At 43.7% G+C, this 12,702-nt stretch carries 11 protein-coding genes; 9 read left to right on the top strand and 2 right to left on the bottom strand.

Features of this window, described 5'->3' with window-relative positions; all coding sequences use genetic code 11:
- Positions 1-252: 252 nt before the first annotated feature.
- The 5 genes from BK127_RS17115 (at position 253) to BK127_RS17095 (ending at position 5,823) form a co-directional block, all read left to right on the top strand.
- A complete protein-coding gene (locus BK127_RS17115; protein WP_076232342.1) occupies positions 253-906 on the top strand; it encodes a succinate dehydrogenase cytochrome b558 subunit in 654 nt (217 codons plus the stop codon).
- Positions 907-923: 17 nt separating this feature from the next.
- Complete coding sequence (gene sdhA, locus BK127_RS17110) at positions 924-2,684, top strand: succinate dehydrogenase flavoprotein subunit (protein WP_076232340.1); 1,761 nt, start codon at positions 924-926, stop codon at positions 2,682-2,684.
- Positions 2,685-2,686: 2 nt separating this feature from the next.
- Positions 2,687-3,451: a succinate dehydrogenase iron-sulfur subunit gene (gene sdhB / locus BK127_RS17105; protein WP_076232339.1), complete on the top strand. Its 765-nt coding sequence runs from the start codon at positions 2,687-2,689 to the stop codon at positions 3,449-3,451.
- A 134-nt stretch (positions 3,452-3,585) separates the two neighbouring features.
- Positions 3,586-4,638, top strand: a complete 1,053-nt coding sequence (locus BK127_RS17100) for a LacI family DNA-binding transcriptional regulator (RefSeq protein ID WP_076232337.1) — start codon at positions 3,586-3,588, stop codon at positions 4,636-4,638.
- Positions 4,639-4,698: 60 nt separating this feature from the next.
- Positions 4,699-5,823, top strand: coding sequence for a glycoside hydrolase family 88 protein (locus BK127_RS17095; protein ID WP_179097517.1), 1,125 nt, complete (start codon positions 4,699-4,701; stop codon positions 5,821-5,823).
- Between the two features lie 50 nt (positions 5,824-5,873).
- Here the strand turns inward: BK127_RS17095 and BK127_RS17090 are convergent, their stop codons facing one another.
- Positions 5,874-6,863 carry a cation diffusion facilitator family transporter gene (locus tag BK127_RS17090; RefSeq protein ID WP_076232333.1) on the bottom strand — a complete coding sequence of 330 codons (990 nt, stop codon included), beginning with the start codon at positions 6,861-6,863 and terminating at the stop codon, positions 5,874-5,876.
- A 589-nt stretch (positions 6,864-7,452) separates the two neighbouring features.
- Between BK127_RS17090 and BK127_RS17085 the strand changes: the two genes are divergently transcribed.
- Both BK127_RS17085 and BK127_RS42995 read left to right on the top strand, forming a co-directional pair.
- Positions 7,453-7,749: a hypothetical protein gene (locus BK127_RS17085; RefSeq protein ID WP_076232331.1), complete on the top strand. Its 297-nt coding sequence runs from the start codon at positions 7,453-7,455 to the stop codon at positions 7,747-7,749.
- Between the two features lie 989 nt (positions 7,750-8,738).
- Entirely contained in the window at positions 8,739-8,915 is a 177-nt protein-coding gene (locus tag BK127_RS42995) for an amidohydrolase family protein (protein ID WP_144026481.1), read from the top strand.
- A gap of 117 nt (positions 8,916-9,032) precedes the next feature.
- On the opposite strand, the gene BK127_RS17075 is transcribed toward BK127_RS42995, so the two are convergent.
- A complete protein-coding gene (locus BK127_RS17075) occupies positions 9,033-9,977 on the bottom strand; it encodes a ketopantoate reductase family protein (RefSeq protein WP_076232329.1) in 945 nt (314 codons plus the stop codon).
- Between the two features lie 149 nt (positions 9,978-10,126).
- Between BK127_RS17075 and BK127_RS17070 the strand changes: the two genes are divergently transcribed.
- Together BK127_RS17070 and BK127_RS17065 are read left to right on the top strand one after the other, a co-directional pair.
- Positions 10,127-10,717 (top strand): TetR/AcrR family transcriptional regulator, encoded by a 591-nt coding sequence (locus BK127_RS17070; protein WP_076232327.1) that lies wholly within the window; start codon positions 10,127-10,129, stop codon positions 10,715-10,717.
- Between the two features lie 563 nt (positions 10,718-11,280).
- On the top strand, positions 11,281-12,543 hold the full coding sequence (locus BK127_RS17065; RefSeq protein WP_076232325.1) for an MFS transporter: 1,263 nt from the start codon (positions 11,281-11,283) through the stop codon (positions 12,541-12,543).
- The last annotated feature ends 159 nt before the right edge of the window (positions 12,544-12,702 follow it).

The raw sequence follows: 12,702 nt of genomic DNA, 5'->3' as shown, positions 1-12,702 counted from the left end.
TTTCTGTTATGTGCAAAACGCATAAGTGATTATAAATAATCGGCACTTCCATTATAAGCACTAAAGGAGTACGATGTATAGGTCACGTAATCTTCACAAAATTTGTCTATAACTGCATAAAACGTTGTCGAATCATGGAAAATAGGCGTAGCGAACTTGTTGACGCTTGTTTCTTGCGGGGGTACAATGAAATATGGTTTTGACAATCGTGTGAACACGGCTATTTACTACTTAAGGGGGGAACGCATTCTAATGTTTCGAAATTCGTATTTAAATCGTAAGCTGCATTCATTACTTGGTGTTATCCCGGTCGGATTCTTTCTGATCGAACACCTAATAACCAACTACTCCGCTTCTAAAGGCGGACATGTGGCATTCCTGGAGCATGTTGATTTTCTGCACAATCTACCACTCACATTAGCGCTGGAGATTGTAGGGATCTGGATTCCGCTGTTGTATCATGCCATTTACGGCTTATATGTCGCTTATACAGCACGGAATAACGTATCTAACTATGGATATTTCCGCAATCAAATGTTTTTTATGCAGCGTGTGACAGGGGTTATTACATTCTTGTTCGTGGCATGGCATTTCTTTCAAACCCGTTTTCAAATTACACTGGGCTTGCCACAGGAGCAAATCGGCGTGCAAATGCACCATATTGCAACCAATCCGATCAATTTTGTATTGTACTGTATCGGGATTGTGGCTGCGGTGTTCCACTTTAGTAACGGTATGTGGTCATTCCTGGTTAGCTGGGGAGTCACTGTCGGACCGCGGGCGCAAAAAATTTCTACATTTGTATGGATGGGCGTATTTGTATTGATGACGATTATGTTCATCATGTCTTTGACCGCATTTTTAAGTCCTGAGTTCCAAAATCTGCCGATGCCGGTTAAAGGTTAAGGAGGGAATACACAACAATGGCTAATTCAAAAGTAATCGTAGTTGGCGGGGGTTTGGCCGGATTAATGGCCACAATTAAAGCCGCTGAGGCAGGTGTTCACGTTAGCCTGTTTTCACTGGTTCCTGTTAAACGTTCACATTCCGTCTGTGCGCAAGGTGGAATCAATGGCGCCGTTAATACAAAAGGCGAAGGCGATTCCACCTGGGAGCATTTTGACGATACCGTATACGGAGGAGACTTCCTCGCCAATCAACCGCCTGTTAAGGCGATGTGTGATGCTGCACCTGGTATTATCCATCTCATGGATCGTATGGGCGTTATGTTCAATCGTACACCTGAGGGCTTATTGGACTTTCGCCGTTTTGGAGGAACCCAATACCACCGTACGGCATTTGCCGGAGCTACTACTGGGCAACAATTGCTCTATGCATTGGATGAGCAGGTTCGTCGTTGGGAGACTGCGGGTCTCGTAACCAAGTATGAGCATTATGAGTTTCTGGGAGCTATTATCGATGACGATGGCGTATGCCGCGGTATTACTGCACAGGATCTACGCAGTATGGAAGTATTGTCCTTCCCTGCAGATGCGGTTATTTTGGCATCAGGTGGTCCTGGTATTATTTTCGGTAAATCGACGAATTCGGTTATTAATACAGGTACAGCGGCTAGTGCGGTGTATCAGCAAGGTGTTTATTACGCGAATGGCGAGTTTATCCAGATCCACCCAACGGCGATTCCGGGTGATGACAAGCTGCGCCTGATGTCGGAGTCTGCACGTGGTGAAGGCGGTCGGATTTGGACCTACAAAGATGGCAAGCCTTGGTACTTCCTGGAAGAAAAATATCCAGCCTACGGTAACCTGGTTCCTCGTGATATTGCAACCCGCGAAATCTTCGCAGTGTGCGTCGACGACAAGCTCGGTATTAACGGTGAAAACATGGTATACCTTGACCTTTCTCATAAGGATCCAAAGGAACTGGATGTTAAGCTTGGCGGAATTATTGAAATTTATGAAAAATTCATGGGCGATGATCCACGTAAAATCCCGATGAAAATATTCCCTGCGGTCCATTATTCGATGGGCGGCATGTGGGTCGATTTCAATCAAATGACCAACGTTCCTGGCTTATTCGCCTGTGGCGAGTGCGAGTATCAGTATCATGGTGCAAATCGCCTCGGTGCAAACTCGCTGTTGTCTGCTATTTATGGCGGGATGATTACAGGTCCGAAGGCAATCGAATATATTAAGGGCTTGGATAAGCATACCGAAGATATATCGACCAGCCTGTTTGATCAGGATCTGGCAAGACAAAAGGACAAGTATGAAAGCTTGTTAAAAATGGACGGAACCGAAAATGCTTACGTGCTTCACAAGGAATTGGGCGAATGGATGACCAACAACATGACGGTTGTTCGTTACAACAAGAAGCTGCAGGAAACCTTGGACAAGATCAACGAATTGAAGCAGCGCTACCAGAACATCAGCATGACCGATACAGCACGCTGGAACAATCAGGGTGTAGCTTTTACCCGTCAATTGTGGAACATGATGGAATTATCCCATGCGATGACATTGGGAGCTTTAATGCGTGATGAGAGCCGCGGCGCTCACTATAAACCGGAATTCACCGAGCGTGATGACGAACGTTTCCTGAAAACAACGAAAGCCAAATGGACTCCAAACGGCCCAACCATAGAATATGAAGATGTTGACGTATCTTTGATCGAGCCACGTAAACGCGACTATTCGACGGATAAGAAGAAAGGAGGACACTAATCATGGCTGAGACGAATACAGCTAACAAAAAAGTGAAATTCATTGTAACCCGTCAGGATTCTCCGGAAAGCCGCTCTTATACTGAGGAGTTCGAAATTCCATATCGTCCTAATATGAACGTCATCAGTGCCTTGATGGAAGTGCAGCGTAATCCTACGAATGCCAAGGGTGACAAAACGACACCGGTATGCTGGGAATCGAACTGCCTGGAGGAAGTATGTGGAGCTTGCTCGATGGTCATCAACGGTAAGCCTCGTCAAGCATGTACAGCATTGGTGGATAAGCTGGAGCAGCCGGTACGGATCGCACCGATGAGTACGTTCCCAGTTGTTCGTGACTTGGTTATTAACCGCGAGCGGATGTTCAATGCACTCAAAAAAGTAAAAGCATGGATTCCGATTGATGGTACGTATGACCTCGGACCAGGACCGCGGATGGCTGAATCCAAACGTCAATGGGCTTATGAGCTGTCCAAATGCATGACCTGTGGGGTATGCCTGGAATCTTGCCCGAACGTGAATGACAAAACGTCCTTTATCGGACCTGCTGCCATTTCCCAGGTTCGTTTGTTTAATGCTCATCCGACAGGTGAGATGAATGCGGAAGAGCGTCTGGATACCTTGATGGAGGATGGCGGCATTGAGGGCTGCGGTAACTCGCAGAACTGCGTTCGTTCTTGCCCGAAGGGAATTCCACTCACAACTTCTATCGCCGCTATGAACAAAGATACAACCAAACATTTGTTTGCCAAATGGTTGGGACTGTAGAGGTATTACGCGTAGACCGACTCCTTCATCTGTGATGAAGGGGTCTTTTTTACGATATTTACATATTGACGAATGGGCTTTTTATGATTACAATTTATTTAAACGTTTAAATTTTAGGTTTTAGGGGTGGTTCATTGAGCAAAAATCGTCAGATCACCATTGTCGATATTGCGGAAGCGGCTGGAGTCTCTATTGCAACCGTATCCAATGTGCTTAACCGTCGCAAGGTTCCGATGTCAGAGGGGACCATTCGCAAGGTTGAGAAGATTGCCGAAGAGCTTGGATATCGCCGAAATGTAATGGCCGCTAACCTGAGCCGCAGGAAATCCTTCGAGCTTGGGCTGATGATACCGAACTATGATGCTTATTATGGCCGTTTTGCTGAAGAAATGGAGCGGACCGCGCATCGCTTCGGTTATCATATGTCCGTTTTCTCTGCGGGTGGCTATGATCCGGATATGGAGAAACGTCATCTGGAAGTACTATTACAGCGCAGGGTTGATGGGTTATTTTGCCACGGGCTTGCAATGACTCCCGAAACGACGCGTCAAATTGTTGGCGACGGAACACCGCTTGTGCTGTTCAATGCCTGGGATTGGCCGCAGGATATAGCCATTCATGCCGTTAATCTTAATTTTGCGGATGGGTGCGTGCAGGCTGTCCATCATTTGGTAGAGGAAGGATGCGAAGCTCTGATCTATCTCAGCTCCGTACGATCCAAGGCGACGAATGAGCAGCGGTTAAAGGGCTTTAGGCAAGGATTGGCTGAGCTGCATAAAGCGTCTGTGGCATCTGGAATTGTAGATTTGGGAGGCAAACCGATGGCAGAGCTGGTGAAGCAAACTCAGGAAATCAGTGGGGGAAAGGGACCCATCGGTATTTTGGCATTTGACGATCTCACAGCTCTTCGTTTCATGTCAGCCGTTCAGGAGCAAGGCTATCGGGTACCCGAGCAGTACAAAATTTTTGGGATCAATAATGATCCTGTTTCCAGTGCTTGTTATCCGCCTATCTCAACACTTGATATTCCGTATAGCCAGCAGGCCCAATACGCAATTACGCTGATGCTTCGTCAATTGGGCGAGGAGCCGGACACGGATAAAGGGGTTCCCGCGCTTCCCGATTCAACTGAGCATGAGCTGCGTATTCCCTTGACGATGCTGCCGCGTCTGTCGACTTCAAGTTAAAAGCTGGATCATCCGTTGTACCTATCTATAAAACTAATCGAATTAGGAGCGTGATTGTGCATGTGGAAGAAAGCAATTGAAGATGTATTGGATAAAACGAGAGCTAATATTAATCGGTTTGGCGATTTATTCCCGCATGTCAGCAATAATGGGAAATACGAGCTGAACGCGAACGATGAGTGGACGGACGGATTCTGGTCCGGTATTTTGTGGTTGTGCTATGAGTATTCCGGTGATCCTGTATTTAAAGAAGCTGCTCTTAGAACGGTAGACAGCTTCCGCAGTCGTCTGGAATCGAACACGAAGCTCGATCATCATGATATCGGTTTTCTCTATTCGCTGTCTTCCAAAGCGCAATGGATTATTGAACGTGATGAAGCCGCGAAGCAATTGACGATTCAGGCAGCGGATGTGCTGCTGGCACGTTGGAGACCCAAGGGACAATACATCCAGGCCTGGGGACCGGAAGGCGATCCGGAGAATGGTGGTCGGATCATTATCGATTGCCTGCTGAATTTACCGCTTCTGTATTGGGCTTATGAGCAAACGGGTGATGAGAAGTACAAGGAGATTGCTGTTATTCATGCTGACAAATCGCGTCGTTTTCTGGTTCGTGGCGATGATTCCTCGTATCATACGTTTTATTTTGATCCGGAGGATGGCGAATCCTTGCGAGGCGGCACACATCAGGGTTATAAAGACAGCTCTACCTGGACTCGCGGACAAGCCTGGGGCATTTACGGCTTTGCCTTATCGTATCACTATACGAAAGATCCGTTATATCTGGAAACGTCCAAACGATTGGCAAGGTACTTTCTGAAACGTTTACCGGAGGATGATGTTGTATACTGGGACTTCGATGCTCCGATTCATGCAGATACGAAGCGAGACAGCTCCGCCTCGGCGATTACCTCAGCAGGTATCCTTGAATTGCTGACACATTTGGAAGCAGACGATCCGGATCGCGCATTCCTTGAGGATGGGCTCCAGCGTTCGATGAAAGGTCTGGTCAACAGCTATGCTACGATTGGACAACCGGATGCAGAGGGTCTGCTGGATCATGGCTCCTACAGCGTTCGCGGCGGCAATGCGCCGGATGATCATGTGATCTGGGGAGACTATTATTACCTGGAAGCGCTGGTTCGGTTGGAAAAGGGCATCAAGGGCTATTGGTACGATAGATAAGTCAATTGAAGATTATTGAACGGTAAAAAAGGACCTTCAGCTCTACTTTTTTAAGTGGGGTTGAGGTTCCTTTTTTCATGGTGAGGGGCTAATTCAGCCGCTGATTGTTCCTCTTCACGATGCAGTAAAAACTGCTTGCCATACTCTCCGTGAGGATGAATATTGGCATTCTCCATTTGAATCGTTGAATGAGTGATACCATACTGCTCCTTCAAGGTTTCGTTAATGGCCAGAATGATACAGAATGGCTGAATGTTCTCGTTGATGAATACATGAGCGGTCAAAGAGTAATGATCCGATGAAATCGCCCATAAATGCATCTCATGCACGTCCTCAACCCCCTCCACCTGTCCGATCGCTGCACGGACTTCATCCAGATTAAATTGCGTTGGTACAGACTCCATCAGGATTAAATAAGAAGCTTTAATGATCTTCAAACCGCCCATGAAAATAATAGCGCCGATACAAATACTGATTAAGGGATCAAACCACTGCAGCTGAGTGAAATAAATAAGTATGGCAGACACAATAACACCAACCGAGCTCAGTAAGTCGCCGATAAAATGCCATAACGCGCTCTGGATGTTCAAGTTGTTCTCTTCCTTCATGCTGCGGCTCAGTATGACCGTCAGTACAATATTAACAACCAGACCGATGGAAGAAATCACAAGCATCAGCTTGAAGTCAATCGGTTGGGGATTAATAAAGCGAGTGATGCCCTCAACAAATATTCCGACGGAGATAATCGCCAGAGCGAGTCCATTCAGGAAAGAAGCCACAATCTCAAAACGCAAATAGCCAAATGTAAATCTGGCATTGGGTGGATGTGTGGCCAAATAGATCGCAATCATGCTGAGTCCGAGCGCCAATACGTCCGAGATCATATGGGCAGAGTCAGATAGCAGGGCTAAGGAATTGGACAGCAGACCTCCAATGATTTCGACTATAGTGAAAAAAAGCGTTAATATAAGTGTAAGCCACAATGTTTTTTTGGATTTGGATTGTTCTTTGACATGGCCCAGGTGATGGTAGTCATACATGAAGCTCGCCTCCTTAACGATTAAATAAACCTATGGATGGATTATACGTCAAGGTCTGAATTTTGGCAAATACTTTAATTGATACTGTTTATCATCGTTTTGATAGCGATTATCACTATTATGAGAAGTTTTATCATTGATTTACTCTGTTTTACTATCAAATACTTCAAATTTACTAATTCAATATGGCAAAACATTCGAATTTCATTTCGTTACTTAACATGATTAATAAGCGCTTTCAAAATTGTTACACAACTGAAATATATCTGTTATGGTTTTAACATCTTCGTCGTGTATTATAATAAACAAGACCCCCTTTTTAATATAAACACTTGAAGAGTCGCCCCGTTGGCGGCTCTCTTTTTTTGTCCAGATGACAAATAATACTTATAGAGCAAGGGTTTACTGGGCATATGTGTTAAAGTTAGGGGGGCTTTTGAGGGCATGGAAGGATATTGGAAGGAAACCTGAGTAACGAAGTTTCAGTGCAGAGATTGTTTTATATCTCTATTCCATTTGATTATTGTCATCATCCAGATCAAGTAGCTTTTCTAAAGCGTTTGCTGCGTCCATTTTGTAAGGGGTAGAAATGAACATAGAGGACTCTGTTGACGAGCTGCTAGAAGAAATGGACGAGTTGATTGGAGAACATAATGTCTTTACTCGTGCAGAAGGAGACGATGGCCCATATGCTTGGGAAATCTATCAATACACACTGAAGCTGAGAGAGATTCAGAAGTGTATTTTTGCATGGCGGCCAAATAGAAAGATGCTATACTGGGTGGACGGAAGTATAGAGGATTATAGAGTTTCAGATGAACAGCAAGAAGAAAGCTACAATCGGATTTGTACACGTAATCAAGAATCATCAGCATCCCTGGCGTGATAGATTGAACTATGTATTCGATAATGAGGAGATGGCCAAAGAGGCATTTGAAATTCTGAAGCCGTTTTGTGACAAGCGCGGAGTAGAGTTGTCAATCGTATAATCTTATAAATGTGAAGCGCATTGTAGGGATATATTAGAGGTTGATGCGGATACGTATATAAACGGTTGGTTCTATTGTTATTCCTGCTATGACGGGACGGTAATCTATGATACTTCAGGAGAAACGGGACATTACGACTTCAAGCAAGTAGTGGATCGTATGGTGAATATGCCGAACAACCTCTGGGGCACCAACGAACCGATAACCCTCGTTTATTCCCTTAACCATAATGAGCAGTCCTATTATTTGCTCTTAAGTTTGCCCAGTGAAGCGATGCAAGCAGGGCAGTACTTCTTCTATACGCGTACGAACGAAGAATGTTCGTTACACTGTTCGGGATCGTCACACTCGTTAATTGGTTAACATAAAATGCACTTACCAGGAGCGATCCATTCCAATCGCAGATCCGGATTCTGGCTATGAACTGAATCCAACAGCAACTGAAGGTTATCCTCGTCCTAGAGGAACGAACGACACGCCTTATTATATGAGTTGATCGGTACTATTTGGGGTTAATCTTCGTCTAAAATTAAGCCACCATGAATCCAAGCATTATCCTTAGTACCGATTGTGACTTGATTTTGAAATTGAAGCATACGGAATTGGGGACGAAAGCAATCATTTCCAAGTGAACAGCAACCAAACAGAACCATACTCCAACGGAGAAAACCCTTATATATCGTGGCTTTAGCTGGCCGTGATAGATGGGAGTCCAATAGCCTATGTTTCCGCATACGACACATGTGGAGTGCTGTGTGTTTGTTGGTTAGGGAGTAGTGTTTTGGAGCCACATTTACCTGAATGAGTCCTAATGTATCACAAATTTTGGCTGACTCTTTAGAAGATCAATCGGATTCTGCAAATAAATTAAGATATCGTAGACGAGTTGGAGAAGGCCGGTATCCCGCCGCTTCATGTTCTTCAGATGACAACCCTGAAAGGTGCTGGATTTCTGGACCGGATGAATGATATGGGGACCGCGGATACTGGCAAAAACGCCGATTTGGTCCTTCTGGACGCCAACCCCATAGAAAGCGTACAAATTCTGGTATTAACGCTGTGATACGGGCGGGTGCTTACCACGATAATCAAAAGCTAAGCTCAATGAAGGAAAGGCTTGGAACAAAATAGAATCTAAGGCCAAAATTATCCGCATGATGACAGAGAATCCTGCAAATTTTTATGATATGGAATTTTCAATAGCTTTGTGTTGTTCATTGTTTTCAAATGCCACAGTAAGACGTGGTACAGGTATGCCTAACTTTTTTGCTTCTCTCACAACTTCAAGTACCGCAAAACCTGCTTTACTATTGTTGTATTCGATGAAAAGTCGTGGTAAGCTGCCCTTTGCAAAAATAACCTTGTTAAAAAGCGTACCGAGAAGTGCTGGTGGAATCTTAGTTAACAGTAGAGAAATTGTATCAATCTTTGCGCCTCTTGCTTTAAGTACAGGGATAATTCCCCTCATATTCTTACCAACATTTGCGAATGAGTCACTATGATTCAGGAGTGCTGGAAAACTTCCCATTTTTAACACCTCGGTCTCCATAGCCGCATTCATGGCAAAGTGATTCCATAGCCAGTTTTGCATATCCTTTATCCAACTAATTTTAAAATGGGCACTTTCAAATAGTTCTTTGACCTTGTTGTTAATATGTTCAGTGCCTACCCGTGGTTTTTCCAGAAATAGCATTTTCAAAAAGCCGCCTCTAAGCCTATTGTCCACGATGCCGCCGCCGCCTCCTGGGAACCCAAAGACAACATTGTTCATAGACAACGGTGAGATCGATGATTTCAAATCTTGCCAAACGTTATTGAATATTAGGACAGGGGTGTTTCCAGCAGCAGTCGATAGTAATTGTGCTGCTTCTGGAAGTTGTTCCGTGTTGACACTCACAATAATGAGATCATAATTTGGGCTCATCTCCTCATGCAGTTTGACGTTCCAGCTTTCTTTTATTAGCTGTTTCCCTCTTCGTGCGTCCCACATTTCAAGCTCTATATTGCTTCCGAAGGTTTCTTTTCTCCCTTTTCTAACGTAAAACTCAACTGTATGCCCTGCCTTCTCAAAAGCCCAAGCATATTGGGACGATATTACACCTCGACCGAAGAATAAAATTCTCATATTAGCCTCCTAAAAATATATATTAATCCTTGTTGATGATCAAACAACGTGTTGTATAATGTTATTGTATAGATTCACTATACGGTCATCAACCATCAGATTTTTAATATCTGTCGTATAATCGATTGAACAGAAAATGGAGGCAAATAATGCATAAGCAACCTGAAATTACGGACAAAACAAGGCAAACATTTATAAATGTATTCTGTGATTTATATAGCCAAAAACCAATCGAAAAAATATCCATTCAAGAGATTGCTAACCAATCAGGATATAATCGCAGTACATTTTATCAATACTTTACGGATATCTATGAGTTGTTGGACTGCGTTGAAGAGCGTGTCTTGAAATCCATTAACGAGGAAATGGCAAGCAGAGAGTTTTCCACACATACTTTCCAAGATGCACTTCAATGCTTGGAAAATGCAGAGGAAATTTCAGTTCTTAAAGCCCTCTTGGGCGACTATGGTTCTGTTCATTTTGTTGAACGCCTGAAAAGAGAAATTCCCTTTGAGAGATTGATTGTGGACTTTCCAACAAATGATGTCTTAGCACCATACATAATTGAGTTTTACATATCAACATTAATATCTATGTTTCGCCTTTGGATACGCAACGGCAAAGATCTATCGTCGGAAGAATTGGTCAAGTTGGTAGATAGCCTATTTGCAAATGGGATAACACCGTATCATATCTTTGGCACGGTCAATCCGCGGCGCCCTGATTCGAATAAAAAGTAAGGGGACGAGGAGAAAGAGAGTGAGGGACTTTAATATCGGCTCATCTTGCCACTTGGCGGGTATCATTGGCGCATTCTTGATATACAGGGCAATACGGCCTTGATTTTAACTGAACACATGATCGAACAACACTCCTATATTACTGACAATGAAAAAAAATACGGTGAGCGGCAGTATGAAGTTGATTTTATACGAAACCCGCCCATGTTGACTACGTGGTAAGGACTAAACCCTTATTATACAAGGGTTTAGCACAAGCTTTTCCTTACTGCTCAGCCCTCTAAAATTCACCACAACTTCGAGAGATCCACCCCGTTGGCGGCTCTCTTTTTTTGTCTGGAAGTGGAAGAAATAGGCTGTTGCTAACTCATTTTTGTATTGTAACTATTCCCCATATAAGGTATTGTTCATATTAGAGAAACACGTATAAGCAGCTGGACTGCAATATTTTTTTGTTGTTGCGGGACGTAAAATGTCTATACGGGACAATTCACGTCCCGAAATCAAAGTGCTCAGCTTCGAATTACCTGTTAAGAACTTAAGCCAATTAGGGGGAGTCCAACATGTTGAAGGAAAAAAATTATGCGTGGATGCTGATTGCTTTACTGTGGTTGTTCAGTTTCTTTGGATCTATTGGTCGGTTTGTCCAGTCCTATTACCAGAATGATATTTCTGAATATTTAGGTGTAGGAAGAGCTTTTCTTGGCTTAACATGGTCTGTAAACATATTGATTTCGGCATTATGCGCACCTATCGGCGGTTTGTTGGTAGATAAATACGGATACAAAAAGATCATGCTGCTCACAGGACTTATAGGCAACATTGCCATACTAACCGTGTTATATGCAAATACCCCGGTAGGTTATTTTATCGGCTTCGGCGTCCTGTCAGGATTGGGAGGTATGAATGCATCTTCGATTTATGTTCTGGTAACTGACTGGTTTAAAAATCATCGAGCCAAGGCTTTAATGATTGCAAGCAGTGCAAGCTCTCTGGGACTTGCCGTATTAACCCCTATTTTTGTTTACTATGAGGAATGGTTAAGCTGGACGAAATTGTACTGGATCTTATTTGTTATCGGTTGGGGATCGATTGTGTTTATCCTCTTTTTTGTCCGTACGAATCGTGTTGAGCAGGGTGCCGAGGCCGAGCATCATCAGGATAAGCAAGCTCCCAAAGAGCCTAAGCTGTTGGAAAATGCAAAAAGATGGATTCCTAATTTCATTCAGTATTGCAAAAATCCTACCCTTGTCGTCGTCATGATTGCTTTGTTTACGTGCGGCTTTAATATGGGAACGGTTGAGAGGCATTTTATTGCCATTCAGCAGGTTGCCCATGTACATGAGACCGTATTTGCGTCTTCACTGAGCTTGCTTGGCTTGCTGGAAATCGCAGGAGGATTATTTTTCTCATTTCTGATTGATCGTATCAACAGATTGTTAGCCTTATCGATTTTATATTTCACTCGAATTATTGCATTTGGATTTTTAATGATGCATTTTGAATTGTCGCCGATCCTGTTTGCTCTGCTGTTTGGCGCAAGCTATTTGGGAGCTATTCCTGGAGGTATTCTTGTAGCAACGGAAGCTATGAAGACTTCCCATAAATCGATGGGACTTCAGACGGGCGTGTTGATCCTTGTCCATCATCTGGGTGGCGTTTTCTCTGGGTATTTGGGGGGCGTTAACTACGATTTGTTTAACAATTATGATTTGCTTATAGCTGTTGATATCGGTTTAACTGCTTTTTCGGCTGCAGCCTACTACACCATATATAAAGCGAATAGAATGAAGCAAAGCCATGGGGTGTCTCGTGAATTGTCGTGAGAGTAGAAATATTGAAGGACTCGTGAAAATCCAACTATGGTTTGTAGGAAATGTCAATGCTATTATTAGTACAAGGTAAAATTTGTCTAGAGGCATTTCGTAGGTGTGAGTACATGTTGTCCATTCGATTTCAATCCCACTTTATTCTAAGGAGAGCCG

This window comes from Paenibacillus sp. FSL H7-0331, from assembly GCF_001956045.1.
Note: the sequence above shows the minus strand (reverse complement) of the source record. Positions and strands in the feature narration are given on the sequence as shown.